Annotated in this window: 17 protein-coding genes; 13 read left to right on the top strand and 4 right to left on the bottom strand. The window is 72.3% G+C overall.

Annotated features, from left to right (window positions below; genetic code table 11):
* Positions 1–23 precede the first annotated feature (23 nt).
* The 7 genes from CHF15_RS31605 to CHF15_RS31575 all read left to right on the top strand — a co-directional run bounded on the left by CHF15_RS31605 (position 24) and on the right by CHF15_RS31575 (position 10,609).
* The gene (locus CHF15_RS31605; RefSeq protein WP_089227329.1) at positions 24–3,278 is read left to right on the top strand and encodes a non-ribosomal peptide synthetase; all 3,255 of its coding nucleotides are present in this window, start codon (positions 24–26) and stop codon (positions 3,276–3,278) included.
* A complete protein-coding gene (locus tag CHF15_RS31600) occupies positions 3,275–4,309 on the top strand; it encodes a TauD/TfdA family dioxygenase (protein WP_089227328.1) in 1,035 nt (344 codons plus the stop codon). Before CHF15_RS31605 ends, CHF15_RS31600 begins: the two co-directional genes overlap by 4 nt.
* The gene (gene sbnB, locus CHF15_RS31595; protein ID WP_089227327.1) at positions 4,306–5,376 is read left to right on the top strand and encodes a 2,3-diaminopropionate biosynthesis protein SbnB; all 1,071 of its coding nucleotides are present in this window, start codon (positions 4,306–4,308) and stop codon (positions 5,374–5,376) included. The genes CHF15_RS31600 and sbnB overlap by 4 nt, the downstream gene beginning before the upstream one ends.
* Before the next feature lie 226 nt (positions 5,377–5,602).
* Complete coding sequence (gene sbnA, locus CHF15_RS31590) at positions 5,603–6,703, top strand: 2,3-diaminopropionate biosynthesis protein SbnA (protein ID WP_089227326.1); 1,101 nt, start codon at positions 5,603–5,605, stop codon at positions 6,701–6,703.
* Between the two features lie 208 nt (positions 6,704–6,911).
* Complete coding sequence (locus CHF15_RS31585) at positions 6,912–7,163, top strand: hypothetical protein (RefSeq protein WP_089227325.1); 252 nt, start codon at positions 6,912–6,914, stop codon at positions 7,161–7,163.
* Positions 7,164–7,262: 99 nt separating this feature from the next.
* Complete coding sequence (locus CHF15_RS31580) at positions 7,263–8,663, top strand: phospholipase (RefSeq protein WP_410169673.1); 1,401 nt, start codon at positions 7,263–7,265, stop codon at positions 8,661–8,663.
* A 2-nt stretch (positions 8,664–8,665) separates the two neighbouring features.
* Positions 8,666–10,609: a glycoside hydrolase family 5 protein gene (locus tag CHF15_RS31575; RefSeq protein ID WP_089227323.1), complete on the top strand. Its 1,944-nt coding sequence runs from the start codon at positions 8,666–8,668 to the stop codon at positions 10,607–10,609.
* A 61-nt stretch (positions 10,610–10,670) separates the two neighbouring features.
* Here CHF15_RS31575 and CHF15_RS31570 read toward each other — a convergent pair whose 3' ends face one another.
* Positions 10,671–12,110, bottom strand: a complete 1,440-nt coding sequence (locus CHF15_RS31570) for a cellulose binding domain-containing protein (protein ID WP_089227322.1) — start codon at positions 12,108–12,110, stop codon at positions 10,671–10,673.
* 238 nt (positions 12,111–12,348) lie between these two features.
* On the opposite strand from CHF15_RS31570, the gene CHF15_RS31565 reads away from it, so the two are divergent.
* The 4 genes from CHF15_RS31565 (at position 12,349) to CHF15_RS31550 (ending at position 15,110) form a co-directional block, all read left to right on the top strand.
* Positions 12,349–13,191 (top strand): GntR family transcriptional regulator, encoded by an 843-nt coding sequence (locus CHF15_RS31565; protein ID WP_089227321.1) that lies wholly within the window; start codon positions 12,349–12,351, stop codon positions 13,189–13,191.
* Positions 13,192–13,371: 180 nt separating this feature from the next.
* The gene (locus CHF15_RS31560) at positions 13,372–13,893 is read left to right on the top strand and encodes a DUF4328 domain-containing protein (protein WP_245939136.1); all 522 of its coding nucleotides are present in this window, start codon (positions 13,372–13,374) and stop codon (positions 13,891–13,893) included.
* Positions 13,894–13,907: 14 nt separating this feature from the next.
* Positions 13,908–14,639: a PhzF family phenazine biosynthesis protein gene (locus tag CHF15_RS31555; RefSeq protein ID WP_089227319.1), complete on the top strand. Its 732-nt coding sequence runs from the start codon at positions 13,908–13,910 to the stop codon at positions 14,637–14,639.
* Positions 14,640–14,660: 21 nt separating this feature from the next.
* A complete protein-coding gene (locus CHF15_RS31550; protein WP_245939135.1) occupies positions 14,661–15,110 on the top strand; it encodes a DUF5959 family protein in 450 nt (149 codons plus the stop codon).
* Between the two features lie 96 nt (positions 15,111–15,206).
* Here the strand turns inward: CHF15_RS31550 and CHF15_RS31545 are convergent, their stop codons facing one another.
* Complete coding sequence (locus CHF15_RS31545) at positions 15,207–15,704, bottom strand: DUF1877 family protein (RefSeq protein ID WP_089227317.1); 498 nt, start codon at positions 15,702–15,704, stop codon at positions 15,207–15,209.
* Between the two features lie 305 nt (positions 15,705–16,009).
* Between CHF15_RS31545 and CHF15_RS31540 the strand changes: the two genes are divergently transcribed.
* On the top strand, positions 16,010–16,348 hold the full coding sequence (locus tag CHF15_RS31540) for a YciI family protein (protein WP_089227316.1): 339 nt from the start codon (positions 16,010–16,012) through the stop codon (positions 16,346–16,348).
* On the opposite strand, the gene CHF15_RS31535 is transcribed toward CHF15_RS31540, so the two are convergent.
* Positions 16,326–16,733 carry a hypothetical protein gene (locus tag CHF15_RS31535; protein WP_089227315.1) on the bottom strand — a complete coding sequence of 136 codons (408 nt, stop codon included), beginning with the start codon at positions 16,731–16,733 and terminating at the stop codon, positions 16,326–16,328. The two genes, CHF15_RS31540 and CHF15_RS31535, sit on opposite strands and share 23 nt — an antisense overlap.
* Before the next feature lie 174 nt (positions 16,734–16,907).
* Here CHF15_RS31535 and sigJ point away from each other — a divergent pair, with 174 nt between their 5' ends.
* Complete coding sequence (gene sigJ / locus CHF15_RS31530) at positions 16,908–17,858, top strand: RNA polymerase sigma factor SigJ (protein ID WP_089227314.1); 951 nt, start codon at positions 16,908–16,910, stop codon at positions 17,856–17,858.
* A 9-nt stretch (positions 17,859–17,867) separates the two neighbouring features.
* Here sigJ and CHF15_RS31525 read toward each other — a convergent pair whose 3' ends face one another.
* Entirely contained in the window at positions 17,868–18,227 is a 360-nt protein-coding gene (locus CHF15_RS31525) for a nuclear transport factor 2 family protein (protein ID WP_089227313.1), read from the bottom strand.
* Between the last annotated feature and the right edge of the window lie 88 nt (positions 18,228–18,315).

The raw sequence follows: 18,315 nt of genomic DNA, 5'->3' as shown, positions 1-18,315 counted from the left end.
AAACCGCGAGTGGAGGCAGTTCGATGGACATGGCAGTGCACGCCGGACGGGAGTTCTGGCGCGGAGTGCTCGCCGAGGGCGGGTTCACCGCGATCCCCCGCTGGACTTCCGAACCGGTCACCGGCGCCGCCGAGCACGTGGTGGCGGTCCCCGACGGCCTCACGGCGTCCGTGCGCCGTGTGGCGGACGAGGTCGCCGTCCCGCTGGGCTCGGTGCTGCTGGCCGCGCACGCCAAGGTGCTGGCCGCGCTCTGCGGCGAGGCCGACGTCGTGACCGGTTACGTCGCCGCGGGCGGCGCGGTGCTGCCGTGCCGGCTGTCGGCGGGCCCCGGCTCGTGGCGGTCCCTGCTGCTGGCCGCGCACGGCGCCGAGTCGCAGGTACTGGCCTTCCAGGACTTCCCGGTCGACGCGCTCCGCAAGGAACTCGACCTGGCCGAGCCGCTCTTCGAGACGGTCTTCGACCTGTCCGGCGGCGGTGTCGAGCTCGCCCCCGGCACCGTGCTGTGGGTCGGTGCCTCGGACCGCGACGGCCGCCTCTCGCTGCGGCTGCGCTACGCCACCGACGTCATGGACGAGGACGCCGCGGCCCGTGTCGCCGGCTACCACGTGGCCGCGCTGGCGCGGATCGCCGCCGACCTGGACGCCGAGCACACCCGCAAGAGCCTGCTGTCCGCCGAGGAGAACCGGCTGCAGCTCACGGGGATGGCCGGGCCGCACAGGAAGCTGCCGGACCAGCGGATGCACGAGCTGTTCGAGGAGCGGGCCCGCGCTCACCCGGAGGCCGTCGCGGCTGTCCACGGGGACCGCCAGTGGACGTACGGCGACCTCAACGCCCGCGCGAACCGCCTGGCCCACGCCCTCCTGGCGCGCGGTCTGGAGCGCGAGGGCGTCGTCGCGGTGGTCACCGAGCGGAACCTGGACTGGCTGGCGGCGGTGCTGGCGGTCTTCAAGGCCGGCGGTGCCTACCTGCCGATCGAGCCGCACTTCCCGGCCGGCCGGATCAGGAACACCCTGACCCGCGCCGAGTGCCGCCTGGTGCTGACCGAGCGCGGCAGCACCGCCACCCTGGACGAGGCCCTGTCCGCGCTCCCCGAGGTGCAGCGGCTGCCGGTCGAGGACGCCTACGCGGAGGACCACCCGAGCGAGGACCCGCGCGTGGCCGTCGCCCGCGACCAGCTGGCCTACATCTACTTCACCTCCGGGTCGACCGGGGAGCCCAAGGGCGCGATGTGCGAGCACGCGGGCTTCCTCAACCACCTCTACGCCAAGATCGACGACCTCGGCATCGGCGAGGGGCAGGTGGTCGCGCAGACCGCCCCGCAGTGCTTCGACATCTCGCTGTGGCAGCTGGTCTCGGCGCTGCTCGTCGGCGGACGCACCCTGCTGGTGGAGCAGGAGACGATCCTGGACGCCGACCGCTTCCTCGACAAGGTCGTCGAGGGACGGGCGAACGTCGTCCAGCTCGTCCCCTCCTACCTGGACGTCGTGCTGTCCGCACTGGAGCGGCAGCCGCGCGAACTGCCGGACCTGCGCTGCGTGTCGGTGACCGGCGAGGCCCTGAAGAAGGACCTCATCGGGCGCTGGTTCGCCGCCCGGCCCGGTGTGAAGCTGGTCAACGCCTACGGGCTGACCGAGACCAGCGACGACACCAACCACGCGGTGATGGACCGGGTCCCGGACACCGACTGGGTGCCGCTGGGCCGGCCCGTCAGCAACGTCCGCGTGTACGTCGTCGACGAGCACCTGTCCCCGGTGCCGCTGGGCGCGCCGGGTCTGGTCGTCTTCTCCGGGGTCTGCGTGGGCCGCGGCTACATCAACGACCCCGAGCGCACCCGGCAGACGTACCTGACCGACCCCCACAAGTCCGGTGAGCGGCTGTACCGAGGCGGCGACTACGGTCGCTGGCACCCGGACGGCACGCTGGAGTTCCTGGGCCGCAAGGACCACCAGGTCAAGATCCGCGGTTTCCGCATCGAGATCGGCGAGATCGAGAACACCCTGGTCCGGGCGCCGGGCGTACGCGACGGCGCGGTCGTCGTCAGCGAGGACGGCAGCCAGCTGGTCGCCTTCTACTCGGGCCCCGCGCCCGTGGAGGCGGACACGCTGCGCGAACACCTGGCGGCCTCCCTGCCCGCCTACATGGTGCCCGCGGCCCTCCACTGGAGGGAGAGCCTGCCGCTCACCGCCAACAGCAAGATCGACCGCAAGGCCCTGACGGCGCTGGCCGCGAAGGAGGGCACCGAGCAGGACTCCGCGGAGCCCGGCGGGCAGGCCCCCGGCACCCCCGCCGAGCTGCGCCTGGCGAAGGCGTGGTCGACGGTGCTCGGCATCCCGCAGGAGCGGATCGGGCGCCGGGACCACTTCTTCGACCGCGGCGGCACCTCCCTGTCGGCCGTGCGGCTGGCGATCCTGCTGGACCGCGCGATCTCCCTCAAGGACGTCACCGCCCACCCGGTCCTCGCCGACCTCGCCGAGGTCCTCGACGGCCGGACGGCCGCCCGGCCCGGGCTGCTGCAGACCCTGTCGGAGCCGGACGGCGAGCCGCACGGCGCCCTGGTGTGCTTCCCGTACGCCGGCGGCAACGCGGTGAACTTCCGGCCGCTGGCCGCGGCACTGCGGCCCGCGGGCTGCGCGGTGTACGCCGTCGAACTGCCCGGCCACGACCCGGCCGCCCGCCACGAGGCGTTCGCCCCGATGGCTCAGGTGGCCGACGCGGTGGTCGAGGAGATCGCCGGCCGCGGACTGTCCCGGATCCTGCTGTGGGGCCACTCCTCGGGCACCGCCCTCGCGGTGGAGACCGCCCGGCGGCTGCAGGAACGCGGCGTGGAGGTCCAGCGCGTGTTCCTCGGCGCGCAGTTGCTCGGCGACTCCGCCGGGCGGCGCGCCGCGGCAGAGGCGCTGTCCGGCCGCGGCGACGCCGAGATCGCCGCCGAGCTGAGCGGCGACGGCGGTTACGGCCAGCTCGCCGAGCTGGACCGGACGCGTGCCGCGCACGTGGCCGCCGCCTACCGCCACGACTGCGTGGCGGCCCACCGATACTTCGCCGACGCCCTCGACTCCGCACCGCCGGTGCGGCTGTCCGCGCCGGTCACCGTGGTCGTCGCCGCCGACGACCCGTACACGGCGGACCACTCCCGCCGGTACCGCGAGTGGCGGCTGCTGGCCGAGCACGTCGATCTGTACGAGCTCGCCCGCGGCGGTCACCACTTCCCCCGTACCTGCCCGGACGAGGCGGCGCAGGCGGTCCTGCGCGCCGCCGAACTCCTGGCCTCCCCATGAACGCGAACCGAGAGGAGACGCAGTTGTCGACCTCAGCTTCCCCTCCGTCCCTGCTCGACCTCGAGCTGCGGCCCGGCTCACCCCCGATCCTGCGCACCGGGGCCGTCGAGGACCCGGCGGGCTGGGCCGACGGATACCGCGACGCGCTGCGCGCGGTCGTCGCCGAGCACGGCTCGGTCCTGATCCGCGGCCTCGGCCTGACCGACGCGGACAAGGCCGCAGGCGTCGTCCGGCGGCTGGCCGGCCGGCTGACCGCCGAGAAGGAGGCCTTCGCGTCCCGGCAGACCTACGCCGAGGGCCTGTACTCCTCCTCCAACTGGCCGCCCAACCAGCCGATGTGCATGCACCACGAGCTGAGCTACCGGCTCGAGTTCCCCGGCATGATGATGTTCGCCTGCCTGACCGCGCCGGAGAAGGGCGGGGCCACGGCCGTGGCCGACGCGCCGGCCGTGCTCGAGGCACTGCCGCCCGAGCTGGTCCAGCGCTTCGAGCGCGAGGGCTGGCTGCTCACCCGCAGCTACAACGACGAGATCGGGGCGACCGTCGCCGAGGCCTTCGGCACGGACGACCGTTCCGCCGTCGAGGACTACTGCCGCGCCAACGCCATCGCCTTCGAGTGGCAGCCGGACGGGGCCCTGCGCACCCGCCAGCGGCGCAGTGCCGTCGTCCGCCACCCGGTCACGGGCCGGCGCTGCTGGTTCAACCAGATCGCGTTCCTCAACGAATGGACGATGGACCCCGAGGTGCACGAGTACCTCGTGGACATGTACGGCGCCGAGGGCCTGCCGTTCAACACCCGCTTCGGCGACGGCGACCCCATCGGCGCGGACGTCGTCCAGCTGCTCAACACCGTCTATGAGGCGAACACCGCCCGCGAGCCGTGGCAGACGGGCGACCTGATGCTCGTCGACAACATCCGCACCGCGCACAGCCGCGAGGCCTACGAGGGCTCCCGTGAAGTGCTGGTCGGCATGGCCGACGCGGTGCGCCTGGCCGACTGCTCCCCGACCGTCGAGGTGACGACCGCATGACCAGCAACCGCTCCGCCGCCCAGGGTTCCGCGCCCTCCGGGCCGCTCACCGTACCGCCGTTCGCGGTGGTGCCCGGTGTCCAGGTCCAGCGTGCCCTGCACGGGCGCGAGAAGCAGATCACGGAGTTGGTGGAGACCACCTACCGGCTGCACTCCGCCGGTGACTCGGTCAACCCTCCGTCGTACTTCCTGCGGTTCCCCGACCGTCCCACCGCCCGGATCATCGCCCTGCCGGCCTCGATCGGCGGCGAGGTACGGGTGGACGGCCTGAAGTGGATCTCCAGCTTCCCGGAGAACGTGGCGGCGGGGATCCCCCGCGCCTCGGCGGTGCTGATCCTCAACGATCACGACACCGGCTACCCGATCGCGTGCCTGGAGAGCTCCATCATCAGCGCCACCAGGACGGCGGCGATGGCGGCCCTGGCCGCCGACCGGCTGAGCCGCCCCGACCGGCGCCCCCGGCGCGTGGGGTTCTTCGGGACGGGGCTGATCGCCCGCTACATCCACACCTATCTGGTGGGGACGGGCTGGCACTTCGACGAGGTCGGCGTGTACGACCTGTCGGACGAGAGCGCGAAGGGCTTCCGCGGCTACGTCGAGCAGACGGGCGCCCCGGGACGCATCACCCTGTACGACAACCCCGAGCAGATCATCCGGGAGAGCGACCTGGTGGTCTTCGCCACGGTCGCGGGCCGGCCCCACGTGGGGGACATGACCTGGTTCGGGCACAAGCCGCTCGTGCTGCACATGTCGCTGCGCGACCTCACGCCGGAGATCGTGCTCGGCTCGACCAACGTGGTCGACGACGTCGAGCACTGCCTGAAGGCGGACACGTCGCCGCACCTGGCGGAGCAGCACACCGGCAACCGCGACTTCCTGGCCGGCACGCTGGACGACGTGATCGCCGGCCGGGTGGCACTCCGCGAGGACCGGCCCGTGGTGTTCTCGCCCTTCGGCCTCGGAGTCCTCGACCTCGCGGTCGGCAAGTACGTCTACGACGAGGTGGCGCGTTCCGGCGAGCTGCACGTCGTCGACGACTTCTTCCACGAACTGCGCCGGTACGGATGAACGGCCGCGACCCCGCCCCCACGACACCGGGCCCCCGTACCTGGGCCCGGGCCCCCGACGCCGGGGCGGGCACCACGGCGACCGACCACAAGGAGCCGCATGCGGAGGTACCTCCGGGAAAGACCAACGGTCCAGCCACGCAAGCTCATCAGTGCAGGACACAGCGGCCGCTGACGCGCTGCTCCCCCGTCTGGACGGGACAGGCGCCGCAGATGAGGAGGCCATCGTGACAGTCATATCCGTTCCCCAGGCCTTCAACGAGGAACAGCTCTTCGTCGACCTCGAGTCGATCTTCGGGCAGTCGCTCTTCCTCAAGTGCGAGGGCTTCAACTTCGCCGGTTCGATCAAGCTCAAAGCCGCGACCGAGATGGTGGAGACCGCCGAGCGGGAGGGGATCCTGACTCCGGACTCGATCCTGGTCGAGTCCTCGTCCGGCAATCTGGGCGTGGCACTGAGCATGATCGCCGCCAGCAAGGGCTACCGGTTCCTGTGCGTCACCGACGCACGGTGCAACCTGTCGACCAGGCTCCTGATGAAGGCCCTGGGCAGCCAGGTGCACATCATCTCCGGGCCGGACGCCCACGGCGGCTACCTCGGCGCGCGGCTGGACTTCGTCCGCGCGCTGTGCGCCTCGGACGACCGGTACGTGTGGCTCAGCCAGTACACGAACCCGGGCAACTGGAGGGCGCACTACCGGACGACCGCGCCGGAGATCGCGCGGCAGTTCCCCGAGGTCGACGTCGTGTTCGTCGGGGCCGGCACCACGGGGACGCTGATGGGCTGCGCCCGCTGGTTCCGCGAGTGGTCCCGGCCGGTCAAGGTCGTCGCGGTGGACAGCGTCGGCTCCGTGACGTTCGGCGGGGCGCCCGGCCGCCGGATGATCCCGGGGCTGGGCATGAGCGTCCATCCGCCGCTGCTCGACGAGTCCTTCGTGGACGAGGTCGTCCTGGTCGAGGAGGCGGACACCATCCGCGCCTGCCACCGGCTGGCCCGTCGGGGCTTCCTGTTCGGCGGCTCGACGGGCACCGTGGTCAGCGGCGCGACGAGCTGGCTCGAGAAGAACGGCGCGCCCGGTCTCACATCGGTGGCGATCGCGCCGGACCTCGGCGAGCGCTACCTCGACACGATCTACCAGAGCAACTGGCTGCAGGACCTGTACGGCGAGGACGTCCTCGAACCGGACGAACGGGCCGACACGTCCTGGGCCGACCCCGCGTGGGCGGCGGCGGCCGAGGCCGCCTGGGCCGCCGCGTCCTCGGCGGCCTCGGCGGCCCCCGCCGAACCGGCGACGACGCCGTCGGTCTCACCCGACGGTCAACTGCACTGACGGCCGGGCGGCGACGCCGCCCCCGTCGATCACATGCTGCTGCGGCGGTCGTCGACCGCCGCAGCAGCACGTCCGGGTGCGGGCGCGCACCGGCTGAGTAGTTCCGCCGATCCGGTTTGAGCACGCGTACTCATCCCCGCCCGGGTGCGCCCCCGTAGCCTCGTGAGCAGGGTCGACAACGACACCTGGGACCGAGGGGGGACCTACGATGATCCGACGCACCGCCACCGCTCTGGCACTGTCCGCCGCCACCGTGCTGATCGCCGCGGGGGCGGTCGCCGCGGCGGACCAGGGGTCCGAGGCCCGGACGGGGGCCTGGGTAGGTCCTGGGGTCGTCAAGGCCTGGGTGGGACCCGGCGCCGTCACCGAAGCCTGGGTCGGACCCGGCGTCGTCAAGGCCTGGGTCGGACCCGGCGCCGTCACCGAAGCCTGGGTCGGACCCGGCGCCGTCGAAGCCTGAGCCGGCGCGGCCGCCGCACTCGCGCCGCGGGCCGGCGACGCGCTGAGGCCGCCCGACACGCCCTTTCACAGCAAGCGTTACCGGTGGTATGTCATGCGCATGACTACCACTCGGAGCAGTCGCTCCGTCCCCCTCCCCCGCGCCGGCGCGGTGGCCGTGGCCGTGGCGGCCGCGGCCCTGGCCGTCACCGTGCCCGGGCTCCCCGCCGGGGCCGCGGCCGTCGCCGCGCCCGGCGGCACCTTCTCCGTACAGAGCGCCGTGAACGGCCTCAACGCCTCCGACAGCGGCGGCACCGTGGCCCTGCACCGGCCCAAGGGCAACGAGGACCGCCAGCAGTGGACGGCCGTCGCCGTGCCCGGCGGCCAGGAACTACGCAGTACCGACGACGCGAGCCGCTGCCTGGGCCGCTCCGGCGCCGACGCGGCGATCGTGGCGTGCGGCGGCGCGAGCGCGGCGTGGGAGATCACGGCGGCCGGTGACGGCACGTACGCCCTGGGCGTGCCGGGGACCGCGGACCGCCTGACGCTGGGCGAGGCGCCGAGCGGGGGCGTGTACCCCGAACGTCCGCGCGTGGGCGCCGCGGGCCCGCTGTCCCGGTGGCACCTCACGCCCACCCCGCTCCCCCGGGCCGCCATGCCGCCCGCCGACGGGCGCACCCTGGACCAGGTCACCTTCCTGACCGCGCACAACGCGTACGCCAACGGCGTCGACGGCGGCTTCGCCCCGCCCTTCGTGAACCTCTTCCCCAACCAGTCGCGCGGCATCTCGCAGCAACTGGGCGACGGCGTCCGCGGCTTCATGATGGACATCCACCAGACCCCGGACGGCGCGATCCTCTGCCACAACAGCTGCACGCTGGTCAGCCGCCCCGTCGCCCTCTGGGTGGACCTGCAGCGGATGGTCGACTTCCTCCGCCAGCACCCGGGGCAGTTCGTCACCGTCTTCCTGGAGGACTACGTCTCCCCCGAGGTGCTGCGCTCCGAACTCTCCCGGGTCAACGGCCTGTACGACGTCCTCTACCGCCCGGACCAGGACGGCGTGCGCGAGCACGGCTGGCCCACCATGGCCGGCCTGGCCGCGCGCGGCAAGCAGCTGATGATCTTCAGCGACAGGACCCGCGGCTCCGACACCGGCCTGAAGCGCGACAGCTTCGGCGTGCTGTACCAGCAGGAGTGGACGGTGGAGAACTACTGGTCGATGGGCTCCGGCGCGAGCACCTCCGACTGGTCCTGCTACAGCCGCTGGTACGGCGCCGGGGTCAACGTGCCGCTCACCCGCGAGGAGTCCGGCTTCCGCCCGCTCTTCGTCATGAACCACTTCCGGGACACGACCCTCGCCGGCACCGCGTCCACCGACAACGGCAAGCTGCTCAACCGCATCCAGAACTTCTGCGAGCCCGCGGCACGCAAGAAGCCGACGTACGTGGCCGTCGACCGCTACGACCTCGGCTCGCCGATGACCGCGGTCGACCAGCTCAACACCTACACCGTGGTGCCGTAGCCGTGGCCGCGACGTTACCGCGCCGGCCCCTCACGGCCGTGGCCGCCGCGCTCGTCACCCTCCTCGGCCTGCTCACCCCCACGACGGCGCTCGCGCAGGACCCCGGGCCCTCGGCGCCCGTCGCTCCCGCCGCGCCGGCCACCGCGCTCGCCGCGTCCTGGACCCCGCCGCTCAGCACCCGCGGGCGGTACGTCGTCGACGCCGACGGCGACCGCTTCAAGCTCAGGTCCGGCAACTGGCACGGCGCCAGCGGCACCTGGAACGGCTCGGGCGATCCCGCCGACCCGGCGAACCACCACGCGGGCGAGGACTCCGGCCGCACACCGCTCGGCCTGGACCGGGCGCCGATCGCCGACATCCTCTCCGGCTTCGCCGAACTCGGCGTCAACAGCGTCCGGCTGCCCTTCTCCAACGAGATGATCCACGACTCCGTGCCCGTCACGGACGCCGCCGTGGCCGCCAACCCCCAGTTGCGCGGCCGGACACCGCTGCAGGTCTACGACGCCGTCGTCGCCGCCCTCACCGGCGCGGGCTTCGCCGTCGTCCTCAACAACCACACCAACACCACCCGCTGGTGCTGCGGCGTGGACGGCAACGAGCGATGGAACGCCTCCCAGTCCACCGCCACCTGGGAGGACGACTGGCTGACCATGGTCCGCCGCTACCGCGACAACAAGCGCGTGGTCGGCGCCGACCTCTACAACGAGGTGCGCCGCTCGGTCTGGGACGACCCCAACTGGGGCCTCGGCGACGACCACGACTGGTTCGCCGCCTCGCAGCACCTGGGCGACCGCATCCTCCAGGAGGCCAACCCCGACCTGCTGGTGATCGTCGAGGGCATCAACTGGACGGGCCTGCCCGTCGACGGCCTCCCCCACGACCGCCCCACCCTGGAGCCCGTCCAGCACCTTTCCCACACCCTCGTACGGTCGGGGAAGCTGGTGTACTCCGCGCACTTCTACGGCTACACCGGCCCACGGCACAGCGGCGCGACGGGGATCGGCGAGACTCACGACCCCCGCTACAGCGACCTCGGCCGCGACGAGCTGTTCGCGGAGCTTCGCAGGCAGGCCTTCTACGTGTCCTCGGACACCGGGCGGCACTACACCGCGCCGCTGTGGATCAGCGAGTTCGGCGTCGGCGGCCGGGAGGAGACGAACGAGAGAGCCCGCGCCTGGTTCGCGAGCTTCACGGACTTCCTGATCCAGAACGACACCGACTTCGCGTACTGGCCGCTGGTCGGCCTGCACGAGAACCGCCGGGGCAACGGCTGGGCGCTGCTGCACTGGGACTCCGCCGGTCACCGCATGGGCCTGTACGACGGCGACGACTGGCGGGCCGACGCCTGGTCCCGGCTGGTCGGCAGCCCCGGCCGCACCGGGTACGTGGCCCCCGTCGGCCGCTGGTCGATGCTCGCCCCGGACCACGGGGACTTCGTGCAGAGCCTGCGCATGCGCGCCCGCCCCGACTGGGACTCCGGGGCGCGCAAGGCCGCCTGCCCGGACGGGCAGCGGCTGATCGGGCTGGCCCACACCGGCAACCGCGGTCTGTGCACCGACACCGGCGCCGGGGACCTGTGGGCCTCCTCCGGGGCGTACCAGGTCGTCACCGACGAGCGGTACGTGCCGTCGGGCGGCGACTGGGCCTCGGGCTACACCAAGTTCCAGTGCCCGGGCGGCTCGTTCCTCGTCGGCTACGCGGTCCGCGGCGCCGCCGTCTCCAGCGCGCTGTGCGCCACCGCGGGCACGGCTCTGGGCGGCGCCGGGCGCACCGTGTGGTTCGACCGGGGCGACAACCGTCCCTCGTCGGGCGCGGGCGGGGACTTCGCGTACGGCAGCTACAAGGGCCAGTGCACGGACGGCGAGTACGCGGCGGGCATCGCCTGGACCGGCCGCTTCGGCTCCTCCCGGACGCCCGACGCGCTGTACTGCCGGTCGCTTCCGTAGGGGCGGTCCGTGCCGCCGCCCACCGCGCCCCTGTGGCGGTGGGCGGCGGCACGGGGCCCGGTCAGCTGCCCGGGACCGTGTCGGTGAAGGCGGTGCCCGCGGTGCGGTAGGCGGCCACCTTGGCGGCCACCTGGGCCGGGGTCAGCACCTGGTCCTTGACGAAGTAGACGTAGTCCACCTGCTGGTTGTACGAGCGCGGGGTGCTGCCCGTCTGGCCGGTAAGGTCGATCAGCCAGTGGTTGAAGTCGATCCACTGGCTGGTCTCGGGCAGGTAGGGCTCGCCGTGGGAGCCGAACACCTGGCCGTCGATGTAGTAGGTGATGGCGCTGTTGTCGATGGTGATCTGCAGGTCGTGCCACCCCTCGTAGCTCTGGCGGCTCTCCGAGTGGGTGTTGACCGCGTTCCACGGGTCCGGGTTGTAGGTCTCCCAGGACGTCGTGTACATGATGTTGCTCGGCTCGCCCCAGCCGCCGTTGGGCAGGTACTCGAAGTCCTGCTCGCTGTAGTTCGGGTCCATCGGGGCGTTGAGCGGGGTGAAGGCGAAGAACGTCTGGACGACGTGGTCGCCGTCGGGGCCGCCGGTCGGCGTGTCGTTGAAGCGCACGCGGGCGGCGTACGTGCCGTTGCGGAACTTGCGGGCGGTGGTCTGGATCTCGCTCTCCTTGGTACCGGCGGCGGTGCCGTCGGTGGTGAGGCGGAGGTTCATGACCTTGTTGCTCCCGGTGCCCGCCACGAAGGTGACGTCCTGCGGTGACCATGTGGCGCCCGGTACGCCGGGACCGCCCTGGCCGGACTTCACGGTCCATCCGTGGTTCTGCAGCGCGGGGTCGCTGCTGGAGGTGTAGGTGAAGTCGTCGAAGAGCGCGGGCGCGTTGGGATCGGTCGGCGGGTCCGTGGGCGGATCCGTCGGCGGGTCCGTGGGGTCGTTGCCGGCGGGCGCGGTGCCCCAGACGACCGAGCCGCCCCGCTGCACGGTGACCTTGTCCCAGTCGGCGTACGACGTCCGGGAGCCGTTGAAGGAGTAGTCGTCGGACTGGGTCAGGCGCTGCCAGTCCGCACGGTAGAAGCGCAGCTGCATGTCGCCGGTGTTCTGCCCGGCGGCGAGGGAGCCGGCGCCTGAGGTGAAGCCGATCTCCAGGTAACGGTCGGCGGTGGCGGTGGGGTTGGCGAGGTTGCCGAACGTGCCGGTGATGTTGGCACACCCCTTGACGGCCCAGGAGCACGCGAAGCGGTACGCGGTCGTGGGGCTGTCTGCCTTGAAGTAGTAGCGCAGGGTCACCTCGCTGAGCGGCACGGAGGAGGTGCCCCGGTTGGTGATCTCGAGCCAGGGCTCGGCCTGGTCCGCGGTGGCCCCGGACGCGCTCGTCCGGTACTGCGCGGTGAGCGTGGTCGCCGCGGCCGACGCGGGCAGCGCGACGAGTCCGGCACAGGCGAGACCCGCCGTCGTACAGGCGGCTATGGCGGTCCGGACCCGGGCGGTGGTGCGGAACGGTCCTGACATGGGGACCCCTTCCAGTCGGGTGGAGCACGTGGGGGAGGGCTTACCACTTGGCAACTGGTCTTCCACTGGTAAGGGAAGGTGGCATAGACCAGATGAGGGGTCAAGTCCCCTGACAGGAAGGGAATTCGGAGCGTCGGCACCTCATGCGAGTGACGGAAACCCTGGAGAACTGGTCAGCAACTGGATAGCCTCATGGGCACGGCATTCACGGCACGGCCATGAAGAGGGGGCGGAGCGCATGACGGGCGAGGCACCGCGGTCGCCGCTGAAGCGGGAACGGGTCCGCGACCACCTCCTGGAACTCGTCGAGTCACAGGCACCGGGCACCCCGATCCCGTCGGAGCGTGCCCTGTGCGAGCAACTGGACGTCTCCCGGCCCACCGTGCGCTCGGCCGTCGACGAACTGGTCACCACCGGACTGCTCGTCCGGCGCCACGGGAGCGGCATGTTCGTCGCCCCCGCGAAGATCACCCAGGAACTCGCCCAGGGGGAGAACGCCTTCAGCCTGCCGCAGGCCTCCGGCCACTGGCTCAGCCGCGTCCTGGAGTTCGCCACGGTGCGGGCGGGAGCCCGCGTCGGCCGCAAGCTCCGGGTGTCGCCCGCCGCCGAGATCGTCTACATCGCCCGGCTCCGCCTCGTCGACGGCGAGCCGATGGCCGTCGAGTACCTGCACGTACCGGCCGAGCTGGTGCCGGGCCTGCGGGCGGCCGACATGGAGTCCGGGGACTTCTACGCCTGCCTGCGCGAGCGGCACGGCGTCCTCGTCCACGAGGCCGTCCAGTCCATCGAACCCACGGTCGCGAACGAGGAGGAGGCCCGGCTGCTGCAGGTGCCCGTGCTCTCCCCCGCGCTGCTCTTCGACCGCCTCACCAGCGACGCCGCCGGCCGCCCCGTGGAGTACGTGCACTCCCTCTACCGCGGCGACCGCTACCGCATCGTCTCCCGCCTGTCCCTCGCCGACTCGACGTCCGCGGGCCTGCCCGTGACCGCTGGGCACCACCCCGGCATGCCCCCCGACGAACGCGCCGCCCCGGCCGGCACGCTCGCCCACGTGGTGGGGGACGTACAGCCCCGCGGATGAGGACCCGCTACCCGTACACACGTGCGCCCCCCAACCCCTATGATCACTCCGCTCCCGTGTCCACCGGAGCCGCGCACGACCCGAGACAGGCCATCCACGATGTCCAGCAAGTCCCCCAAATCCCCCTTGTTGCTAGCCCGTTGCGCACAGACGGCGATTGCCGCGGCCGCCATCCTGGACGTGTTCCGGGCGATCGAACTGCGGAACCACTACCTGCATCCGACGCGGCAATCCCTGCACACCTCCGGCATGGTCTCCATGGTCTTCGTCTACGCCATGACCCTCGCGATCGTGCTCTTCCTCGTCTGGCTCGCACGGGCACGGCACAACGCGCACCTGCTGACGCCTCAGGCGTCCCTCCCGAGTCGCGGCTGGACCATCGGCGTGTGGTTCGTCCCACTGGTCAACTTCTTCGCCCCGCGTCAGGTGCTCCTGGACATCGGGCGCGCGAGTTCGGTCTCGTGGCAGGAGACGCGCGACAGGACGGTCGTGAACCTCTGGTGGGCGGCCTGGCTCGGACACGGGCTGGCGCTCTGGACCGCGGGCCGCATCGATCCGGCCTCGATCCCCCTGGTCGCGCTCGCGGAGGCGTTCATGATCGCCGCGGCCGCACTGGCGGGCACCCTCATCGAGCGCATCACCGCGCTCCAGGGCGCCGCGCTCGGCACCCCGGCTCCCCTCTCCCCCGTCGCGCAGTCATGAGGCAGGCCGCGGCCATGACCGGCTACGACATAGTGCGGGTCTTCTGCGGACCCGACGGCGCACACGGCGACCGGATCGCCGTGGTGCGTGACGGAAGCACCGTCGCCGACGAACAGGACCGCCTCGACTTCGCCCGGCGGTCGGGCTACACCGAGACCGTGTTCGTCGACGATCCCGAGCGGGGCATCATCGACATCCGCTCCGCCGACGGGCGGCTGCCCTTCGCCGGCTCCCCCTGCATGGGCGCCGCCTGGCTGCTGGACGCCCCCGAGCTGATCACCCCCGCAGGCGTCGTGGGCGTCCGGCTCGACGGCGAGTTCACCTGGCTGGAGGCCAGCCCCGCCTGGGCCCCGCCTCGCACCCTGCGGCAGTACGACTCGCCCGAGGAGGTGGACGCGCTGCCCGTCCCGCCACCCGGCGAGTGGGTCTACGCCTGGGCCTGGGAGGACGAGCCCGCCGGACGCGTCCGCGCCCGCGGCTTCCCGGGCCGCGGTGACGGCGTCGCCGAGGTCGAAGCCACCGGCTCGGCGGCCCTCCTGCTCACCGACCGCCTCGACCGCGCCCTCAACATCGCCCAGGGCCGCGGCTCCCAGATCCTCACCGCCCCCGCACCGGACGGCCTGGTGGAACTCGGCGGCCGCGTCCACCTGGAGCGCGCCGTCCCCGGCACCCCCACCAGGACCCGCCCCGCGATCACCCTCGGCAGCCCCTCGTCCCGCCGCCGCATCCACCTGCTGGACCTCTGACGGATGGACGGGGACCCGGCGGTGGATCTCATTTCCCTGACCGATGGGGAAAGCCTTCTCCTCGTCCGGGTGCTGGGGCGGCACATGCCCGGTGTGCTGCCCTGGCACGACTTCCTGGACGCCGAGATCACCGTGACGAGTGGCTTCGCCCAGGGCCGCCTGGAACTGTGCCTCGCTCCGGACGACCTGGACACCTGGTCCGAAACCGTGGCGACGCTGGCCGCCGGGGCGGGCGCCCACTGGATGGACGACGGGCGCAACCCCGGGATCCGGTTCGAACACGCCGGGGAAGGCGGCTCCGTCTCGGTCGTCGTGACGGACGCCGCGGTATCCGGCACGTCGGTCCGCATTCCCGTCCGCCTGCCCGCGGGCTGGGCCGAAGAGCACGCCGAGCGCCTGCGGCGTGTACGGGCGGCCTGGCCCCGTGAGGTCGTGGAGACGTCGCCGCACGCCTACGAGTGGCGTCGCTGACACCGACTCCGTGGGGCTGGCGAATGCCCGCTGAGCACCTGGTCGTTCGGCGCGGCGCGGCCGTGCACGCCGGGCACGGCGCCACGCGATCACGTCTCAAGCCCACACCGCACTGACCACGGCGTGGCCTGCTGCAGCCGCCCGCCCATAGAACCCTTGGAGGCCCCTGTGACAGTCGAGGAACTCCTGCCTGACCTGTGCCTCGTCCCTGCGGGCCCAGACGAGCTTGGCACGGGCGACGTTCCACAACTCGTCGAACGAGACACGAGCGAGGAAGCCTGCGGCCTGTGACACTCCAGGGGGCTCCAGAATCCCCAGGGGCGGGTTGGAGGGGTCGCCATCCGCGCTGTGCGCCACTGGCCGCCCGCCGTAAATCGGCAGCTCCCAAGAGTCGTCGGCATCCGCATCGAGAACATCGGCAGCGGCATAGAGGTCATTGACGGAGCCCCAGACCTTGTCGATCGACTCGGCGATGCCCGCTGCGTACTCGGCGGGGTGGTTCTCCCAAGCCTCCCACATGAACGCCGCAAGCCAGGTGTGGTCATCCCGGATCTCGGATTCTGCGACGGCGCGCATGTGCATGTGGATGCTCACTTCGATGAGTCCTCCCAGTTCGGCGGCCCGGCTGTTGGGCCGAACGGAGGGAACCTACTCGTCGGCACTGACGGCGCGATGCCCGTCTCGTAGCGCCGGGATGCCCGGCTATTCAGGACGCCCTCCGACACCCGAGCACCGTGTGTCGTCGAGATCGGCCACTGCGGGCAGGTACACATCCGTACGGACCTTCGAAACAGACCCCGGACACAGCCCGGAAATTTGTTCGAATGCCGGTCCGGCGGGAGGCGCTCGCCGTAAGGTGAGACGCGGCCGATGGCGGCCGACGACCGAGGGAGTCACGCATGACCCGGTATCTGATCTCGTTCGACGACGGCGCGATGAACTTCCCCGAGGAGGACTTGCCCGAGGTGGCCGAGGCCTCGCTCAAGGTGGTGGGCAAGGCCCGGGACGCCGGCGTGTGGGTCTTCGGCGGCGGACTGCAAACGCAGCGGGCGAGCGTCGTGTCCACCGACGGGACCGTCGCCGACGGCCCGTACCCGGAGACCAAGGCGGTGCTCGGCGGGTTCGCGATCATCGATGTGCCCTCACGTGAGAACGCGCTGGAGTGGGCTGCCGAGCTCGCCGCCGCGTGCCGCTGCGCGCAGGAGGTCCGGGAGATCATGCCCGACCCGACCGACTGATCGAGGTCGACGCCCTTCGGCCGCCCACGGCCAGCGCCAGGACGCTCAGGCCGAACATCAGGACGCCCAGGGGGACGTGGAGCGACGGCTTGTGGGCGATGCCCAGCACCACTTGGACCGAGGCGAGGGCCAGGAAGCCGGAGGCGTACAGGATCGGGCGGGGCGATCCGCCGCCCGGTCGCCACGCGAGGATCGCGGCGAGCACGTACAGCATCGACGCGGCGTACATCACGCGCGCTCCGGCACTGTGCAGCACCTCGCCGTGCGACGAGGACAGCAGCACTCCGGCGGTGACGGCCTGGAAGAAGATCGCCGAGGTCTGCAGGGCGACCGCGATCCGGAGGAACGTGAGGCTGCGGTGCTCTGCCGTTGCATCTGTGGCCATGACGCGGTCCCTCTTCTGTCTCGCGGCGGTGGAACGGCGGTACCGTCCCCCCCACTCCGACGACCCGGGCCCGTGAACTGTCAGGCCGGGCACCGGCCTGACAAACGGGGGCCGTGTTCCGTCGAAGGGGCGAGAGCTGAAGCGGACGGGACGAACCAGGGAGCGGTCGCGGGCATGAGCACCCCATCGAAGCCGGAGCGGTACGGGTCCGAGCCGGACCTGAGCGCGGTGGTCGGCGAGCAGCGTCATCTGATCAACCTCGCCTACCGGCTGCTCGGTTCGCTGGCCGAGGCCGAGGACGCCGTGCAGGAGACCTATGCCCGCTGGTACGCGATGTCGCGCCGGCAGCAGGAGGCCATCGAGTCTCCCGGGGCCTGGCTGACGACGGTGGCCGGACGCGTCTGCCTCGACCTCCTCGGCTCGGCTCGCGTCCGGCGCGAGCGCTATGTCGGTTCCTGGATACCCGAGCCGCTGCCGGACCGCTCGGAGTGGACGGGCGGCCCGGCCGGCGGCGGGCCCGAGTCGGCCGACCCCGCCGACCGGGTCACCCTGGACGAGTCCGTGACGATGGCCTTCCTCGTCGTCCTGGAGTCGATGACGCCGGCCGAGCGCGTGGCGTTCGTGCTGCACGACGTCTTCCGCTTCCCCTTCCCCGAGGTGGCCGGGATCGTCGGCCGGACGCCCGCGGCCTGCCGGCAGTTGGCGTACTCGGCCCGCCGGAGGGTTCACGCCGCGCAGGGCCCGGCGGTACCGGCGGCGGGGCAGGCCGGTGTGGTGCGGCACTTCAAGGAGGCGTGGGAGGCCGGGGACATCAAGGCCCTCGTCGGCCTCCTCGACCCCGATGCCACGATGGTCGCAGATGGCGGCGGCCTGGCCGGTGCCGCCCTGCGCCCGGTGGAAGGCGGTGAGCGCATCGCCGGTTACCTGGTCCACATGGCCGGCAGGACCCCGGGGCTGACGCTGCTGGAGCGGACGGTCAACGGCCGGCCCGGCCTGGTCGCCCGGCACGCCGGGACGACCGTGACGGTGGCGGCGTTCGATGTCGCCGACGGCCGCGTCTCCCGCATCTGGGCGGTCCGCAACCCGGAGAAGCTCCGGCCCTGGACGGAGGGCGGCGCCTCCTGAGGGGGGCGCTCAGGCGACGTCCGCACTGCCCTCGCGGTAGACCTTCGCCGACGCGATGCGGCCGTCCCGGAGTTCGTAGAAGGCGGCGATGGGGCAGGTGCGGCGTTCGCCGCGGTAGGTGAGGGCCTCGGTCATCTGGCTGGCCGCGCGGTCGCCTTCGGCAAGGAGGTCGCTGACCTCCAGCGTGGGGAGCAGCCCGCGCATCGCCTCGTCGAAGAGCCCGGTGAGCGCGGCGCGGCCGCGCACCGTGGTGGTGCCGGTGATCCATACGGCGTCATCGGTGAAGCCGGCCAGGAGGGCGTCCAGGCCGCGGGCGTTGAAGGCCCGTACGTGTGCGCGTATCGCCGCCGCGGCATCGGTCGTGGTCATGGAGGTCAGTGTGGCAAGGCCCCGCAGGGCCCCGCAGGCCCCCGGGGGACCGGCCTGGCGGCGGTCGGTCCCCCGGGGCCGCGGATCC

The organism is Actinacidiphila glaucinigra (assembly GCF_900188405.1).
GTDB classification, from domain to species: domain Bacteria; phylum Actinomycetota; class Actinomycetes; order Streptomycetales; family Streptomycetaceae; genus Actinacidiphila; species Actinacidiphila glaucinigra.
The sequence above is the reverse complement of the archived record's forward strand: the minus strand, read 5'-3'. Positions and strand labels throughout refer to the sequence as shown.